This window comes from Yoonia sp. D2-7 (assembly GCF_055809435.1).
Genome location: NZ_CM147912.1, coordinates 1,734,262 through 1,751,861, shown reverse-complemented (window position 1 = coordinate 1,751,861; position 17,600 = coordinate 1,734,262). Strand labels below are relative to the sequence as shown.

15 protein-coding genes are annotated in these 17,600 nt (G+C 56.4%); 10 read left to right on the top strand and 5 right to left on the bottom strand.

From position 1 onward, the window contains the following. Positions 1-36: 36 nt before the first annotated feature. Positions 37-1,593 carry a glycerol-3-phosphate dehydrogenase gene (gene glpD / locus AC0L7R_RS08500; RefSeq protein ID WP_473660282.1) on the bottom strand — a complete coding sequence of 519 codons (1,557 nt, stop codon included), beginning with the start codon at positions 1,591-1,593 and terminating at the stop codon, positions 37-39. A 151-nt stretch (positions 1,594-1,744) separates the two neighbouring features. Here glpD and AC0L7R_RS08495 point away from each other — a divergent pair, with 151 nt between their 5' ends. Beyond that, on the top strand, positions 1,745-2,503 hold the full coding sequence (locus AC0L7R_RS08495) for a DeoR/GlpR family DNA-binding transcription regulator (protein ID WP_348107328.1): 759 nt from the start codon (positions 1,745-1,747) through the stop codon (positions 2,501-2,503). Here AC0L7R_RS08495 and AC0L7R_RS08490 read toward each other — a convergent pair. Further along, complete coding sequence (locus AC0L7R_RS08490; protein WP_247128863.1) at positions 2,500-3,213, bottom strand: RlmE family RNA methyltransferase; 714 nt, start codon at positions 3,211-3,213, stop codon at positions 2,500-2,502. The two genes, AC0L7R_RS08495 and AC0L7R_RS08490, sit on opposite strands and share 4 nt — an antisense overlap. A gap of 63 nt (positions 3,214-3,276) precedes the next feature. Then, entirely contained in the window at positions 3,277-4,389 is a 1,113-nt protein-coding gene (locus tag AC0L7R_RS08485; protein WP_247128864.1) for a Ppx/GppA phosphatase family protein, read from the bottom strand. Positions 4,390-4,641: 252 nt separating this feature from the next. On the opposite strand from AC0L7R_RS08485, the gene AC0L7R_RS08480 reads away from it, so the two are divergent. The 4 genes from AC0L7R_RS08480 to AC0L7R_RS08465 all read left to right on the top strand — a co-directional run bounded on the left by AC0L7R_RS08480 (position 4,642) and on the right by AC0L7R_RS08465 (position 8,875). Next, positions 4,642-4,938, top strand: coding sequence for a virulence factor (locus AC0L7R_RS08480; protein ID WP_247128865.1), 297 nt, complete (start codon positions 4,642-4,644; stop codon positions 4,936-4,938). Positions 4,939-4,969: 31 nt separating this feature from the next. Beyond that, the gene (locus AC0L7R_RS08475; protein ID WP_473660279.1) at positions 4,970-5,908 is read left to right on the top strand and encodes a methylenetetrahydrofolate reductase; all 939 of its coding nucleotides are present in this window, start codon (positions 4,970-4,972) and stop codon (positions 5,906-5,908) included. A gap of 11 nt (positions 5,909-5,919) precedes the next feature. After that, the gene (locus AC0L7R_RS08470; RefSeq protein ID WP_473660277.1) at positions 5,920-6,987 is read left to right on the top strand and encodes a dihydropteroate synthase; all 1,068 of its coding nucleotides are present in this window, start codon (positions 5,920-5,922) and stop codon (positions 6,985-6,987) included. A 415-nt stretch (positions 6,988-7,402) separates the two neighbouring features. Next, complete coding sequence (locus tag AC0L7R_RS08465) at positions 7,403-8,875, top strand: peroxidase family protein (RefSeq protein WP_473660275.1); 1,473 nt, start codon at positions 7,403-7,405, stop codon at positions 8,873-8,875. Between the two features lie 60 nt (positions 8,876-8,935). Here AC0L7R_RS08465 and AC0L7R_RS08460 read toward each other — a convergent pair whose 3' ends face one another. Both AC0L7R_RS08460 and AC0L7R_RS08455 read right to left on the bottom strand, forming a co-directional pair. After that, complete coding sequence (locus tag AC0L7R_RS08460) at positions 8,936-9,382, bottom strand: DNA polymerase III subunit chi (RefSeq protein WP_348107334.1); 447 nt, start codon at positions 9,380-9,382, stop codon at positions 8,936-8,938. Between the two features lie 4 nt (positions 9,383-9,386). Beyond that, positions 9,387-10,853: a leucyl aminopeptidase gene (locus tag AC0L7R_RS08455; RefSeq protein ID WP_473660273.1), complete on the bottom strand. Its 1,467-nt coding sequence runs from the start codon at positions 10,851-10,853 to the stop codon at positions 9,387-9,389. A gap of 136 nt (positions 10,854-10,989) precedes the next feature. Here AC0L7R_RS08455 and lptF point away from each other — a divergent pair, with 136 nt between their 5' ends. Genes lptF through pdxA form a run of 5 tightly spaced genes read left to right on the top strand, consistent with a single transcriptional unit; the run spans position 10,990 to position 17,539 of the window. Next, the gene (lptF, locus tag AC0L7R_RS08450; protein WP_473660271.1) at positions 10,990-12,108 is read left to right on the top strand and encodes an LPS export ABC transporter permease LptF; all 1,119 of its coding nucleotides are present in this window, start codon (positions 10,990-10,992) and stop codon (positions 12,106-12,108) included. Then, positions 12,105-13,199 carry an LPS export ABC transporter permease LptG gene (gene lptG / locus AC0L7R_RS08445; RefSeq protein WP_473660269.1) on the top strand — a complete coding sequence of 365 codons (1,095 nt, stop codon included), beginning with the start codon at positions 12,105-12,107 and terminating at the stop codon, positions 13,197-13,199. Before lptF ends, lptG begins: the two co-directional genes overlap by 4 nt. Beyond that, complete coding sequence (locus AC0L7R_RS08440; RefSeq protein ID WP_473660267.1) at positions 13,199-15,295, top strand: LPS assembly protein LptD; 2,097 nt, start codon at positions 13,199-13,201, stop codon at positions 15,293-15,295. Before lptG ends, AC0L7R_RS08440 begins: the two co-directional genes overlap by 1 nt. A gap of 46 nt (positions 15,296-15,341) precedes the next feature. Beyond that, positions 15,342-16,547, top strand: a complete 1,206-nt coding sequence (locus AC0L7R_RS08435; protein ID WP_247128873.1) for a peptidylprolyl isomerase — start codon at positions 15,342-15,344, stop codon at positions 16,545-16,547. Beyond that, positions 16,544-17,539: a 4-hydroxythreonine-4-phosphate dehydrogenase PdxA gene (gene pdxA, locus AC0L7R_RS08430; RefSeq protein WP_473660265.1), complete on the top strand. Its 996-nt coding sequence runs from the start codon at positions 16,544-16,546 to the stop codon at positions 17,537-17,539. The genes AC0L7R_RS08435 and pdxA overlap by 4 nt, the downstream gene beginning before the upstream one ends. Positions 17,540-17,600: the final 61 nt, after the last annotated feature.

The following is a 17,600-nucleotide window of genomic DNA, read 5'->3' as shown; positions in this document are numbered from 1 at the left end:
GAATTTCTTGTGATCTTAACGGCTTGGCAGCAATGCTCAAGCAGTGCCGACAGCCCTTTGGATATAGGTGTCGATGGCTGCAATCTGATCTGACGTCAAACGCAGACCCAATTTGCTGCGCCGCCATACGATATCTTCGGCGGACCGCGCGTACTCGTAACGCATCAGGTAATTCACCTCACGCGCCGTCAGCGTCGCACCAAAATCTTCGCCAAGATCAGCCTGTGTTGTAGCATCGCCCAGCATGTCCGCCGCATCGGTGCCATACGCACGGATCAACCGCAGCGCCCAGAAGTCTGACAAGAAAGGATAATCAGCCTTCAGGGTCGCAACCAAGGCATCGCGATCAGCGACCTTAAAGTCACCACCAGGCAACGCAACACCAGCCGTCCAGTCGTCCGATCCGCCGACAAATGGGATCATCTTGGCCATGACCTGTTCGGCCAGCTTACGGTAAGTTGTGATCTTACCGCCAAAGATATTCAACAATGGGGCTCCGTCGTCGTTCACCGTCAGAACGTAGTCGCGGGTCGCAGCCGTCGCAGACTTCGCCCCGTCGTCGTACAATGGACGCACGCCTGAATAGGTCCAGACCACATCGTCGCGCGAAATGTCCTGTTTGAAGTACTGGTTTGCGAAAGCGACAAGGTAGTCTTGTTCTTCATCCGTCGCGACAGGTTTCGCGCTGACGTCCGTATGTTCGGCGTCTGTTGTGCCGATCAAGGTAAAGTCGGTCTCGTACGGGATCGCAAAGATAATCCGCCCGTCTTCGCCTTGGAAGAAATATGATTTGTCGTGATCGAACAAACGCTTGGTCACGATATGTGATCCACGGACCAGCCGCACACCTTCGGTCGCATTCAACCGCACGACACCTTTGATGACGTCCTCGACCCATGGGCCACCCGCGTTGACCAATGACCTTGCCGTCACCTGATGAACAGCGCCATCATGGTCCAGATCAATCACCCAGTGATCATCCTGCCGCTGCGCAGAAACCACCTTTGTGCGGGTCATAATCTTCGCGCCGCGTTCTTCGGCGTCGCGTGCGTTCAACACAACCAACCGCGAATCTTCGATCCAGCAATCGGAATACTCATAGGCGCGTTCGAACTTTTCTTTTAGCGGCGCACCCTCAGGCCCGGTCGTCAGATCAAGCGTTTCTGTTCCCGGTAAAATCTCGCGTCCACCAAGGTTGTCATACATGAACAAACCCAAACGGATCAGCCACGCAGGTCTGCGCCCCTTCATCCACGGCATGAACAACGTCAGCAGCTTGGACGTCGGCGTGTCGCCTTCGAACCGCATATCTTTGTGGTACGGCAGCACAAACCGCATCGGCCATGAAATATGCGGCATTGCTTTCAGCAAAACCTCGCGTTCGATCAACGCTTTCTTGACCAATCCGAATTCGAAAAATTCCAGATAGCGCAGACCGCCATGAAACAGCTTCGTCGATGCAGACGACGTGGCCCCACCAAGATCGTTCATCTCGGCCAGTCCAACCTGCAATCCACGGCCCTGCGCGTCACGGGCAACGCCCACACCGTTGATGCCGCCACCGATGATGAAAATATCGAAATCTGTGTTCATGTGCTTCGTCCAAATCTGTTTGCGGATCGATAACAACCCACCTGCCAGACGCAACGACTGACGCGATAGAATGTTCCATCATTGCAAAGCGAACTGCGCCTCAGTGGATATATCTGGTCAATCATGTTCGTTTTGACTAAAAACCGAACACATGGATACCGAAACCCGCCACACCGCCATCCTGACCCGCGCCCGCGACAAAGGCAAAGTCAGCGCCACCCAGCTCGCCGCCCACTTCGACGTCGCAGTGCAAACAATCCGACGCGATCTGCGTGAACTCGCGCAAGCGGGCCTGCTGGAACGGGTGCACGGCGGCGCGGTTCTACCGTCCGGCACGCGCAACATCGGGTACGACGACCGTCGTGCGCTGAACCGAGACGCCAAGGCACGGATCGCTGCGAAAGCCGCGCGTCTGATACCGGACAACGCGTCGCTGTTCCTCAACATCGGGACAACAACCGAAGCCCTTGCCCGCGCCTTACACCATCACCGCAATCTGAAAGTCGTGACCAATAATCTCAACGTCGCTAATATCTTGGCCCACACCCGCGATTGCGAAGTCGTCGTGGCAGGCGGTGTTCTACGCCCGTCCGATGGCGGTCTTGTTGGTGACCTCGCAGCACTCGCTATCGCACGGTTCAAAGTGGACATCGCAGTGATTGGCGCATCAGCCATTGATCTGGACGGCGACCTGCTGGACTTCGACCCTGAAGAAGTGCGCGTATCTCAGGCCATCATCGGGGCCGCGCGTAAAACCATGGTCCTATCCGACAAAGCCAAATTCACACGCAAAGCGCCCGTCAAAATTGGATCACTGCAGGACGTTGATGATTTCGTGACCGATGGCATCCCGTCCGAACGGCTCGCAAACGCACTATCGGACTGGGGCACCAAGGTGCATCTGGCCTAGCCTTTGAAACCAGTCGCGACGACGAACTTTTCCGAACTGTCTTGGCGGGATGATGGCGGTTTCACGTTTGCAACTTTGGTGAAGCGGTTCTTCAACAACTTCTGCAGATCGCCTTCCGCACCACCAGCCAAAGTCTTGGCAATAAAGGTACCGCCTTCCACCAGAACATCGAAAGAGAAATAAGCAGCCGCTTCGCACAACGCGATGATCCGCAAATGGTCGGTCTGCTTGTGGCCCGATGACGACGCGGCCATATCCGACATCACAACATCCGCCTGTCCACCAAGCCATTCCATGACCTTCTTGTCCGCATCATCCTCAAGAAAATCGAGCTGATGGATTTCTGCACCCGGAATGGGTTCGACTTCCTGCAAATCAATGCCCAACACTGTGCCAACCGCTTTGGATTTCCGATCGCCCAAGGCGTTGATCCGTGGCACAGCGACCTGAATCCAACCACCAGGCGCACAGCCTAAATCAACAATCCGCGCACCCGGCACTAAGAACTGGAACTTCTCGTTCAATTCCAAAATCTTATAGGCCGCCCGCCCGCGATAACCGTCTTTCTTGGCCCGCACGACGTAAGGATCGTTCAACTGACGCTGCAACCACCGCGTTGAACTTTGCGACCGACCACGGGCTGATTTGACCTTTACGGTCAGATCACGCTGGCCACGGCCGCTAGAGTTCTTTGTTGGTGTCTTCGCCATCTCATCTGTCCTAAACAATTCGCCGCCGACAGGCCGCAATTTTTCTAGAAAAATTGCCCTACCCTAAAACGGCGCGTCTTCCAACACACCATCTGCGGACATTTGCTGGTATAACAACCCTTCACGCAATCCGCGATCCGCCACCGATAACCGATCCGTCGGCCACAACCGCATCAAGGCCTGCAAAATCGCAGAGCCTGACATAATCAGCGCCTGCCGGTCCTTACCAATCCGCGGATCACTGCGCCGTCCGTTTGGACCAAGGCTCAGGTAATTGCGGATCACTTTGTCAATCTGATCCGATGTCATGCGCAACCCGTCGACCTTCGTGCGGTCGTAGCGTTTCAATCCCAAATGACTGGCGGCCACGGTCGTTACGGTCCCGCTGGTGCCAACAATCTGGAACCCTTCGCGTGCTTGCGCGGCGGAATAAGGCGAAAAATCTTCAAGGTTTTCCTCAAAGAACCACGACATTAACGCAAAACGCGCCGCATCATCTTCCACATCGGCAAATTGATCGCGCAGCGTCGCCACGCCCAAAGGCACAGAAATCCAATCGACAACTTTCGCGGCCGCAAACGGACCGGGATCCGATTTAAACCCCGCGTGCAGCCGCATAATCGCATGCGGGCGTTCGCGTTTCGGCACATTGGTCAGGTCAATCCAAACGAGTTCAGTCGACCCGCCGCCGATATCAACGACCAACAGTTGCTCTGTTTTAGTGCTGACCAAGGGCGCGCAAGAAATCACCGCAAGACGCGCTTCTTCCTCAGGCTTGATGATCTCAAGCTTCAGACCCGTCTCACGACTGACTTGGGCCACAAAACTATGCCCGTTCTTGGCACGCCTACAGGCTTCGGTTGCGACAAGTCGCATCCGTTTCACACCATGGCGATCCAGCTTTTGCTTGCACACACGCATCGCGGAAATCGTCCTGTTCATGGACGTCCGCGACAGTTTCCCCGTGCTTTCAAGCCCTTGGCCCAATTGCACAGACTTCGTAAAGCTATCGACTACATGAAACTGACTGCCCTTCGGTTGGGCAATCAACATGCGACAGCTATTTGTGCCCAAATCCAAGGCAGCATAAAGCTGCGCCGGATCAGGCGATATTGGCGCGGGGGTATCGACCGCTTTGGGAAACGCGCCCGCACCGTTGGGACGCTTGGGCGCCATCTGACACGCCCTCCATTTCTAAGTTACCCCCAAGCTATGTCTGGACGGCGCGCCGCGCAAGCCTTGCATGCGATACAGTCACGCTTTCATGAACGCGACACATGAACATAGTGAAGAATACGGGCGCGCGGGCCTGTGGTGTTTGCCAACAAGCATCGGCATAAAAATGAAGTCGCCATTGTTACAATCATGTCGATATCAGGCGATGGACGGACAAAAGTGCTGTTACAGATAGCAAAAAGGGAGGCCGTGATGGCAGATGTGATCATCGTTTATTGGCGCGACATGCCAGCTCAGGTTCTAGTGGGCCGTGGGCGTCGGGGTGTGAAGTTGCCTTTGCCAGAACGCTTTGAACAAGCAATTGATCGGGCCGCGATGAAATCGGGTGCCGCAGAATCTGATGCCTACCTTGAAGGGTTCCGCAAAGCCGCCCCCATTCCGGTGGACGGCAGTGACGAAGAAGCGGCAGCAGCAACTGTCGCAAAAATCGAAGCTGAATACGACCAAGAGCGGATCAAAACCCTGATTGCAAACGATGGCTGGGCGTAGGGCCCTGTCTTTTTCTGTAAAGGAGGCTGTGATGGCCCTGCTGAACTTCCGCAAGAAATCCGAAGACCCTGCCCCAGTGTCTGACAACGTCACAGCCTTTCTCAAGGATTACTCGATAGAGGTCATGCCGCGCACGGCAGAGAAAATCGTCGATTTCCAAAGCCTCCTGCCGACTGAAACCCGCGTCTACATCGCCCATATCGAAGGGACACCGATTGAAGACATGGTCGCGACGGCCAAACGCCTGTCTGCGGACGGCTATAACGTCATGCCGCATTTTCCGGCGCGGATCATCAAGGACCAAGCAACGCTCGGCGATTGGATCGCACGCTACCAAGGCGAAGCAGGCGTCGACCAAGCCCTATTGCTCGCTGGCGGTGTCGCAACCCCGCACGGGGATTTTGATTCGTCGATGCAATTGCTGGAAACGGGTCTCTTCGACAAAGCTGGCTTCAAACGGCTGCACGTCGCTGGCCACCCCGAAGGTAACAAAGACATCGATCCGGACGGATCAGACGCAAACGTCATGGACGCCTTGCGCTGGAAACAGAAATTCAACGACACAACAGATGCCGATATGGCGCTGGCCACGCAATTCGCGTTCGAGGCGGACCCGATCATTGCTTGGGCCGATGCGCTCAAGGACGCGGGCATCACAATCCCGATCCACATCGGCATCGCGGGCCCTGCCAAACTGCAAACGCTGATCAAATTCGCGATTGCCTGTGGCGTCGGCCCGTCCCTGAAGGTGCTGCAAAAACGCGCAATGGACGTGACAAAACTGCTGTTGCCCTACGAACCAAACGACGTGGTCGCGCAACTGGCCGACTACAAAGCAACGAATCCCGACTTTAACATCGAAGCCGTCCACTTCTTCCCGCTGGGTGGCATCAAAACCAATGCAAAATGGGCGATGGCCCACGGCGGGGACAATGCGATCCCTGCCAACCCTGACAAAACTCCTGAGTGAAAGACCGAAATATGACCCGCACGATTGTTGAAAGTAAGACCAAGACGGCCGTCATCGGCTTCGACGAACCATTCTGCGTGATCGGGGAACGGATCAACCCAACGGGTCGCAAAATCCTCGCGGCAGAACTGGAAATGGACGACTTTTCCCGTGTGGAAGCGGACGCAATCGCGCAGGTCATGGCGGGCGCAAACATCCTCGACGTGAACTCTGGCGCTGTATTTTCGAACAAAATGGCCGAAGATCCACGCTACGCGGACAACAACTTTGTCGAACCGATGCTGATGAAACAGCTGATCGAAAAGGTGCAAGCCGTCACAGACATTCCGCTGTGCATCGACAGCTCTGTGCCGGGTGCGTTGGAAAACGGTCTGGCAGCAGCCGAAGGGCGCCCGCTGCTGAACTCAGTCACCGGCGAAGAAGAACGTCTGGAATTGGTGCTGCCTCTCGTAAAGAAATACAACGTGCCGGTTGTGGCCATTTCCAACGATGACACAGGCATTTCCGAAGACCCTGATGTCCGCTTTGCGGTTGCGAAGAAGATCGTAGAACGCGCCGCCGACTTCGGCATTCCAGCCCATGACATCGTGGTCGACCCGCTGGTGATGCCAATCGGCGCGATGTCGACTGCGGGCCTACAGGTCTTCACGCTTGTGCGCCGTTTGCGCGACGAACTGGGCGTCAACACGACCTGCGGCGCGTCGAACATTTCTTTCGGCCTGCCGAACCGGCACGGTATCAACAACGCATTCCTGCCGATGGCGATGGCCGCTGGCATGACATCCGCGATCATGAACCCAGTAGCGCTGCCAATCGGGCCAAAGAAAATCGCCGAGAAAAAAGCCGAAGTTCTGGCATCCGGCATCATCCTGCCAGACGGCATGGACGACGAAACGTTCGTGCAAATGTTCGGGCTCGGGTCTACCAAAGCGCGCGCCGGTTCCGAAATGGAAGCGATCCGCGCGGCGAACTTCCTGACCGATAATGACCCAAGCGGTTCGGAATGGATCAAGGCCAACCGCGTCGCACCGAAAGAAGGCGAAGGACGCGCACGGACGGGCCGCCGCCGTCGGGGATAAACCCACCCTTCGGAACGCTTGCGTCTCTCTAATTCAAGAAAAGCCCGAGGCGAAAACCTCGGGCTTTTCGACTCTGCGCTGTCTCAGCTCGTAGGACAGACTCCACGCATGCTTAGGCAACCACAACATGTCCTGACCCCGCAATATCCAGCGGCACGGACGACGGTCAAAACAACGCGACACCATAGGTTCAACCGCTAGGACTTCGGCGGAAGTTTGCGCACCACCCTTCCCGACCACATTAAAACACACCCTTAATTCATTGTTTAAATTGAATTAAAAACACCCTCTCGTGGCCACGCGCCAAGTTGACTTTAAGTCAGGAAATCCCGACTTGAGATGTGCACCACCCGTGCCACGATATACCCACTCACAAATTTCTATTTTAACGCGATCCATTTTTAGGAGAAGTCCAATGGCTAAGATGCCACACGGGATGTCCCGTCTCGATCTGTTTCTGAAAGAATGCCTAGATAAACACAGCCTCAACGACGACCGCCCCTTGCCCCAAACATTCGGCTATCTGACGCATGCCAATCCTGTCACAGGCAACCTGTCAAAAGCCACAATAGTTGCCGCTTTTGATGCATTGGTGGAAACCATGCGCACAACCGTCGTGAAGGATGGACCTGCTGATGCGGGCATGACGTTCTTCGGGCAATTCATCGACCACGACATTACGCTCGATGCGACCTCGGCCATCGGAACAAAGATCGACCCACGATCAATCCGCAATATCCGCACGCCGGAGCTTGATCTCGATTGCGTCTATGGCGATGGCCCTGAAGCGTCACCATACCTTTATGGCGGCGGAAATCTTCACGAATTCCTTTTGTTCGGACGCGAAGATAACCCCTACGATCTCGCTCGCAATTGCACAGGCCGCGCGTTAATCGGCGACTTCCGCAACGATGAAAACATCATCGTCAGTCAGGTGCAGGGTGCCTTCATTTGCCTCCATAACATTCTGATGACGCAGGCGGAAAAGAACGGCGCTGTGAAGCGTGACATCGCGCATTGTTCATCAATGGGCGTGCGGACCGAAGTTTGGCACGACGTGCTGAACCCCGGTCTTCAGACATTCGAGGAAGTCCGCCGCTTTATCCGGTTGCATTACCAATGGTTGGTTCTGCATGAATTCTTGCCCAGCTTTGTTGATCAGGCCGATATCGACCACGCCCTATCGCACGACATCTTCCCAGATGCGCCGATGATGCCTGCCGAATTCTCTGTCGCGGCTTACCGTTTTGGACATGCCACTGTGCAGCCTGAATATGCGCTGCGCAAAGGTGAGGCACCTGTCGGTTTGTTTGCATTGGATGGCGGCTTCAAGCCGCGCGATCCGGGTGCGACTATCGACTTGGAAATGTTCTTTGGTCCAGGCGCGCAAAAAGCGCTTCCCGTTGGGACCGACATGGCAGAAACGCTATTTGAACTGCCCGACTTTATCGTTGGCAGCGGTCTGCAATGGGGCGATCACAAGATCCCAGTCGAACAAGCCAAAAAGCTAAGCTTGCGGAACATCCTGCGGGATCGCACCGCGATGCTGCTGCCATCCGGTCAGCAAATGGCCCGCCACCTCGGTATTCCCGAATGCCCAACACCACAGGTTTTGAAGGATCATCACGTCGATAAAACGCCGCTGTGGTTCTATTGCCTGCAAGAGGCGCAAGCCTCCGGTAAAGGTAAGCTCACGGGTGTTGGCGGTAAGATCGTCGCCTCTGTCATCGTGCGCCTTTTGCGCGAAGACCGCGAAAGCGTGCTGCATGTGCCAGACTTCGCACCATGGAGCGGCTTTGGCGAAACCTGCACAATGGGCAACTTGATGAAGTTCGTCGAAAAGCACCGCGACGACGTCGCACACCGCGAAGACCTGTATTGCGGGTAACCTTCAGTATCGACGAGGGCCGTTTTGCGCGGCCCTCGCCTCACAATCCAACCAAGACCGTTAGCTTTCCGCCTTTTTCGTCCAGCGCCCGTCCTCTTGCGCCCAATACTGCGCCTGACACCCCTCGGCTGTCAGTGTTTTCCACTGACCGCGCGCGTGGTTCAACGCACCCTCGTCAAAGCCGTCAAACAAGATGCAAACGCGGTCTGACAGCCCGACCTCAGCCGACGTCACCTCTGCGCCGCCAACAGACATCACGCACTGAAATCCCTCCGCAGGAATGTCTGTGCCTAACAGAACCGGTTGATCAGCGTCATGCGCACCACCCGCCATGCCATGCGGCAAAAACCCGTCATTCCAAAGCGTTGCGTCAAGCCGTTGAAGTAATCCCTGATCGCGACCACGCACCGCCACCCGCCATCCCGCCGCACGGCATTTGCCAAGCAACATCGGCAATGTCCGCTCCAAAGGCGTGTCAGTCAGGTGGTAGAAATACGCAGCGCCCACAATGTTACCCTTCGTATTTATAAGCAATCAGACGGTTCAGCGCCATCACGCCCCAACCCGTCGCACCCGCAGGTGCCAATGCTGTCTCTGATTTCACCGACGCGGTGCCCGCAATATCCAAATGGCACCACGGCACGTCGTCCTTCACAAACCGTTTCAGGAATTGCGCCGCTGTGATCGACCCTGCCATGCGGCCGCCAACGTTCTTCATATCCGCAATCCGCGACTTGATCAGCGCGTCATAGGCAGGCGACATCGGCATCCGCCATGCGCCTTCGCCCTCTTCACCGGCAGCCTTGATAAACGCACCGGACAAATCATCAGAATTCGAAAATACACCCGCGTTTTCATGGCCCAACGCAACCAGCATCGCACCGGTCAATGTCGCAAGGTTGATCATCCCCACAGGCGCAAACCGTTCCTGCGTGTACCAAAGCACATCCGCCAGCACGAGCCGCCCTTCGGCGTCCGTATTAATCACTTCAATCGTATCGCCCTTCATGGACGTCACAACATCGCCCGGACGCACAGCATTGCCCGACGGCATGTTTTCAACGATCCCGACAAGGCCCACAACATTGGCCTTCGCCTTGCGCAGCGCCAGCGTTTTCATCACGCCCGACACAACACCCGCGCCGCCCATGTCCATGGTCATATCTTCCATGCCAGCGCCGGGTTTCAGGCTGATCCCGCCCGTGTCGAACACAACGCCCTTACCCACAAGCGCAAACGGGGCTTCGTCGCCGCCGCCACTCCATTGCATCACAACAACTTTGGACGGGCTGTCAGAGCCTTGCCCGACACACAAAAGCGACCCCATCCCGAGCTTTTCAAGATCAGCTTCTTCCAGCACTTCAACCTGCAACCCAATGTCAGCCATCGCGGCCAGTTGATCGGCAAAAGACGTCGTCGTCAGATCATTGGCTGGGGCATTGGTGAGATCACGAGTGAAAAACACACCTTCGACAATCGCGGCAATCGGGGCGTAGGCCGCTGCAGCAGCGTCCGGATCATTCACCATGAAGGACACATCGCCGGTCTCTTTTGGCTCGGCGGTCTTGTGCGCATCGTAGCTGTAGTTGCGCATCGCGATGCCTTGGGCGATTTCTTCAACGCGGTACGTAGATCCGGCGATCACCAGCATGCCGTCCTTACCCAACAATTTCGCCAAATTGGCACCTGCTTTACGGGCCTCGGTTGATGTTGGACGTCGCGGCAGTTTCACAACCAGTAACGCTTCAGCCGCCAACCCGACAGGCATTGCAATGCTTGTCACATCACCAGACTTCGCCTTTTCGAACGCAGCACTCTCTGCGACCCGCGCAACGGTTTTACGGGTCAGGCTGTTCACCTTCCGGCAACCTTGATCCATCTTGCCATCTTCCGTCACAAAAACGACGACTTTTCTGGATGTTACTGGTAGATCTTCATGTGCATAGGCGAGGAAAGAAATAGGCGTTGGCGTTGTCATGATGACCTCTAATCAAACTGAGTTGCGATATAGGTAGTCCGCCCTCCGCCGATTGGCCAGATATCAGTTCAAACTCCTTTAGAATTGCGGTAAACAACGGCCAACATACAAGATGATGCGGTAAGAGGTGACACACGTGGCAAGGTTTGACAGATATATGCTGTCCCAGCTTGTCGTGATGTTTGGCTTTTTTAGTCTCGTTTTGGTGCTGGTCTATTGGATCAATCGGGCTGTCGTTCTGTTCGACACCTTGATCGCAGACGGTCAATCAGCATCGGTTTTCTTAGAATTCACAGCGCTTTCCCTGCCCGGCGTCATCCGCCTCGCGCTGCCGCTTTCTGCTTTTGCTGCAGCCGTTTACGTGACCAACCGCATGTCCACGGAATCGGAACTGGTCGTCGTTCAGGCCACCGGATTTTCGCCTTACCGCATGGCGCGGCCAGTGGCGTATTTTGGCGTCTTGGTTTTTGCGCTGATGACCCTGCTGATGCATCTACTGGTGCCACTCGCATCATCGCGGCTCGACGTGCGCCAAGCAGAGATTGCCCAGAACATCACATCACGCCTGCTCACACCCGGCGCATTTTTGGAACCGATCGACGGCGTGACGTTCTACATTGGTGACGTGACGCCCTCAGGCGAACTGCAAAACGTCTTTCTGACCGATCTGCGGAATACGAACCGCCAGATCACCTATACCGCCGCATCCGCCTATCTGGTGCGCAATGACGCCGGCACGCAGTTGGTGATGGTAGACGGGATGGCTCAAATCCTAGAGGCCGACACACAGCGCCTTGCCACCACGTCGTTCAAAGATTTTGCTTATGACATCGGCAGCTTCATCACCGTGACCACGCGCGACGGACGGCGCGACACACAAGTGCCGACGCTCGAACTGCTTCAGGCCAGCCCCGCATTGATTGCCGAAACAGGCAAAACACGGGCAGAACTGATCGCCCGCGCCCATGACCGCTTTAGCCAATCCATCCTTGGATCGGTCGCTGCATTGTTGGGCTTTGCGGCCTTGATCGTTGGCGGATTCAGCCGCTTCGGTGTCTGGCGTCAGATCGTTGTCGCGATTTTCTTGATCATCGTCATCAAGGGTGTTGAAACAGCGGGCCTGAACGCCGCGCGTGATGATCCCAACCTGTGGTTTGCGGCCTACGCAGCGTCAGCCGTTGGTCTGTTGTTTGTAGCAGTTCTTCTTTACATGTCCGCGCACCCCGCACTTTTCAAACGCCGGATAACCGCATGATCCTTCACCGTTATTTTGCATATCGGTTCTTGAAAACCTTCGGCGGAGTCCTTGGCATATTTGTGCTGATCCTCGTATTTCTTGACCTCGTCGAACAATTGCGTCGCTTCGGAAACACGCCCGCGACCTTTGCCGATATTGTCGGATTAACCCTGTTGAACGTGCCGCAAGGCATCTACGCGATCCTGCCGCTGATCATGATCATCGCCACAATTGCGCTGTTCCTTGGACTGGCGCGGTCTTCTGAAATGGTCGTGACACGGGCCGCTGGCAGGTCTGCTGTGCGCGCATTGATGTCCCCCGTTTTGATGGCCTTCCTGATCGGCGTTCTGGGCGTGGCCGTGATCAACCCGATTGTCGCGTCCACATCCCGCGAATTCGAAGAACGCAGCAATAGCTTCAAAGGCCAAGATCGCGTTTTGACACTTGGCTCAACGGGGCTCTGGTTGCGCCAAGGCGATGACGAAAGCCAGACCGTGATCCGCGCTGAGACGGCAAATCTGGACGGGACACGGCTGCAAAACGTAACTTTCCTGCGGTTCACCGACGACGGTCTGCCGGTCGAACGGATTGCGGCGAAAACAGCTGTGCTGACCAACGGCGCGTGGTCTTTGGCCGACGTCAAGATATGGCCGCTTGCCACGTCGCTGACACCGGAATCCAACGCCATCACGCAAGACAGCTACGACATCAGTTCGACCCTAACCGCAGACCAAATCCGCGACAGTTTCGGAACCCCGTCCTCAATCCCGATCTGGGACCTTCCGGCATTCATTGAACGTCTGAAGACAGCGGGCTTTTCTGCACAACGCCATCAAGTCTGGCTGCAAATGGAATTGGCCATGCCCATATTCCTCGTCGCGATGGTTATGATCGGTGCCAGCTTTACCGTCCGCCATCAGCGCGGCGGGCGCACTGGTATGATGGTCCTTTTCGCAATCATGCTGTCGTTTGGAACCTACTTCCTGCGTAACTTCGCCCAAATTCTCGGGGAAAACGGGCAATTGCCAGCTGCTTTGGCCGCGTGGGCCCCGCCGCTTGCCGCCATCGGGCTTGCGCTTAGCTTCTTATTACATCGGGAAGACGGATAATGCGCGCCCTTCTCACCTGCCTTTTGCTGCTGCTACCAGTGACCGCGACCGCCCAAGGGGTCGCGACACTTGTGGCTGATAACGTTTCTGTCGAAGGCAACAGTCGCCTAATCGCACAGGGCAATATCGAAGTCTTCTATGACGACACCCGCTTGTCCGCCCGTCGGATCGTCTATGATCAATCTGGCGACCAACTCACCATCGACGGGCCTATTTTTATCCAAACTGCAGGCGGTGAAATCCTGACAGCCGACCGCGCCACGCTCGATCCGCAACTTGAAAACGGCATGCTGCGCGGCGCGCGCTTGGTTTTGGATCAGCAGTTGCAGCTAGCGGCCAACCAGATCGACCGCGTCGACGGTCGCTATTCGCAGCTGACGCGCGTCGTGGCGAGCTCCTGCGCCGTTTGCAACGGACGTCCTGCGCTGTGGGACATCAGGGCCGAACGGGTTGTCCATGACCAAAATGCCCAACAACTTTACTTCGACAATGCGACCTTCCGCATCCGTGGCGTGCCTGTCTTTTGGCTGCCTTATGCGCGTCTGCCCGATCCAACGCTCGAACGTGCGACGGGTCTTCTAATACCTGACTTTCGGAATTCGGATTTACTGGGTCTAGGGATCAAGCTGCCCTATTTCATCACCCTCGGCGACCATCGCGACCTGACTTTAACGCCATATTTGTCGTCCGAAACCACAACGCTTGAGGCCAGCTATCGTCAGGCGTTTCTCTCCGGTGATCTGAATATTGATGCGGCCTACAGCCGCGATACGCTAAATACTGACCGTCGGACGTATCTATTTGCAGACGGCGAATTCAAACTCAGCGCCAACACGGTATTATCGTTCGATATCAAAACCGTCAGCGACAAAGCGTACCTTACGGAATACGGTTATGCGGACCTTGATCGGCTGGAAAGCAGTGTGACACTGGAAACGATCACAGACGATAGCCTGTTCCGTGCACGTTTTAGCTTTTTCGAAACCCTGCGCGACGACGAAGTCAACGCAACCTTGCCGCCCATTGTTGCAGACCTGCGCTACGAAAAGCGAGATACCTTTGCCGGTGGCCGACTGACATACGGTCTGTCTGGGGATGCGGTTTTCCGGACGGGCGACGGCACTGGCGACGATGGCCGCGATGTCGCACGTGCGGGCGCATTCGGGTCGTGGACACGCGATTTGGACTTACCTGCTGGTGTCATTGGCGACATCACCGCAGCCATTCGCGCAGACCAGTACTTTGTCCGCGATGATCCAGCCTATGAAACGTCCTTCAACCGGATTGTCCCCACAATTGGGGCTTCCTTCAGCTGGCCCGTTATCACAGGGAATACGGACGCGGCTATTCATACAGTGACACCAAAACTTGCAGTCGCGTGGTCAGATGTTCTAGGCACCACGCCCCCGAACGAAGACAGCACACGCGCCGAATTGGACCAAGCCAATCTGTTCGACTTGTCGCGGTTCCCCGGTGATGATCGCGTTGAAACCGGTCCACGGGCGGCACTTGGTGCCACCTACGCGCGGCAAGGCACAACCGGCAGCTTCACATCGCTAACCTTCGGGCGGGTAATTCGCGCGGAAGCAGACGATGCGTTCTCTCCCTCATCGGGCCTTGATGGCACATCATCAGATTGGTTGATCGCGGGACAAATCACGTCTCCGCAAGGCGTCCACTTCGACGGACGAGTCCTTTTGAACGACGATCTTGAAACGACACGCGGCGCTGGACGCGTTGGATGGCGGACCGACGACGTCACATTGAATGCAGCCTACATTTGGCAAGAAGCAGATTTGACCGAAAGCAGACCCGACACGGTGTCCGAATGGACGCTTGATACAGCTGTGCAATTGAACGATGCGTTCAAAATTAGCGCCGACGCCCGCTACGATATCGCCAACGACAGCCCCGCCACCGCCGGATTGGGCGTAGAATGGCGCAACGAATGCGTGACTGTTGATCTTTCGGTCTCGCGCCGCTTTACGTCTTCAGATACGATTGAACCGTCCACGGACTACGGCTTGTCCATATCGCTCAACGGCTTTTCTGCCGGACGCAGTGTTGCAGGCCCTAGTGCAGGATGCCAGAATTAATGACCATTCGGACAAACCGGATGCACCGAGCCCCATGAGGACCCCGATGCGCGCACTCAACATTCTTTGCGGCCTGATTGCCCTGACAGTTGGTTTCACCCCCCTTGCCACAACCGCGCAAGGTCAGTTTGGACCTTCCGTGACCGTCAACAATAGCGCCATCACGGGCTATGAAATTGACCAGCGGGCGAAACTGCTGGAACTGTTCCGCACACCCGGCGCAGGTCGGGCTTTAGCCCGCGAACAGCTGATCGATGATCGGTTGAAGCAAGCCGAAATGGACAGCGTCGGTTTGCGCATCGCCGAAGGTGGACTGCAAACCGCACTGGAAGAATTCGCAGGCCGCGCAAACCTGACGCTTGATCAGTTCGAAGTGATCCTTGCCCAAAACGGCGTCGCCCCCGAAACACTGCGCGACTTTGTCGAAATCGGCGTGACTTGGCGGGACTACGTGCGGTCGCGGTTCGGATCACAGGCGCAAATCTCGGAAGCTGAAATCGACCGTGCGCTCAGCGCATCTGGCGGTACGGCAGACGGGATCGAGGTGCTCCTGTCCGAAATCATCATTCCGGCACCACCCCCACGCGCGGCATCAGCGCTCGCAACCGCCGAACGGATCGCACAAACGCGGTCCACGGACGTGTTTTCAAGCGAAGCCCGCCGCGTGTCCGCATTGCCGTCCAAAACCAACGGCGGACGTCTGGGCTGGTTGCCAATTTCAAACTATCCACCTGCGCTGCAAGGATTGATCCTTGGTCTCGGCACGGGTGAAGTCACAGCCCCGATCCAAATTCCAAACGGTGTCGCATTGTTCCAAATGCGCGGTGTGCGTGAAGTACCGACAGCGCGTCCGGCTCCGGCTGAGATCGAATATGCGGCGTACTACATGGCCGGTGGTCGTGACGCCGCACGCGCGTTACAGGACCGCGTTGATACCTGCGACGACCTTTACGGCGTGGCGCAAGGCCAACCTGCAGAAGTACTGGAACGCGACAGCCTCGCACCATCACAAATCCCGCAGGATGTGGCCCTTGAACTGGCGCGCCTTGATCCGGGCGAAGTGTCTTACAACCTGACCCGCGCTAACGGCCAAACAACCGTTTTCTTGATGCTGTGCAACCGCGTGACAGCAGGCCGTGAAGATGCAGATCGTGAAGCGGTCAGCAACCAATTGCGCAGTGCCCGCTTGGCTGGATTTGCAGATGCGCTTTTGGCAGATCGCCGCGCCTCTGCGGTCATCGTAGATCAGTGACACAGGCGAAACCAATCGTCATCAGCTGCGGCGAACCAGCTGGTATCGGACCTGAAATCGCGGTTGCAGCCTTTGATGTGCTGTGCCGCGATATTCCACTCGCGTGGCTTGGAGACCCAAGGCACCTTCCGGCAGGGACAGATTACGTCTGTATCGACAAGGCCAGTGACGCAACGGACCTGTGTCAGCAAGGCAAACTGCCCGTTCTTACCGTCGCGATGGATGGCACCGCGATCCCCGGCACGGCGGACCCAGCCAATGCGCAAGGGGTAATCGACGCCATCGCCATCGGGGTCGATCTTGTCACAACAGGCCAAGCCCGCGCGATCTGCACCGCACCTATTCACAAGGCCGCACTGATCGATGGGGCGCATTTCGCTTATCCAGGTCATACTGAATACCTTGCAGCACTCGCTAAAACAGACCGTGTCGTGATGATGCTGGCGTGTGACGACCTGCGTGTTGTGCCGGTCACGATCCACATCCCGCTGGCGGATGTGTCGTCTAACCTGACGGCCAGCCTCCTGACTGATACGCTACTGATCACCCATGCTGCATTGCGTCGTGATTTCGGGATCAAAGCGCCGCGCATCGCGGTGGCAGGCCTAAACCCCCATGCGGGCGAAGACGGCAAAATGGGGCACGAAGAGATCGAAATGATCACCCCAGTGCTGGACGCATTGCGGCAAGAAGGCATAGATTTGATCGGGCCGATGTCTGCGGACACGATGTTCCATGCGGCCGCCCGCCAAAACTATGATGTCGCAGTCTGCATGTATCATGACCAAGCGCTGATACCCGTCAAAACGCTCGGCTTTGATACAGGCGTGAACGTGACGCTAGGCCTGCCGTTAATCCGCACATCGCCAGATCACGGGACAGCCTTTGACATCGCGGGCAAAGGTCTTGCCAATCCGTCGTCGATGATTGAAGCGATCAAAATGGCGGCTGTGATGGCTGACGCAAGAGACGCAGACGCGGCGCGTGGCTGATCTTGCGGGAGCCTCCGGCGGGGATATAGAAGAACCCAAAGAAGCACGGACGGAGTGCCAA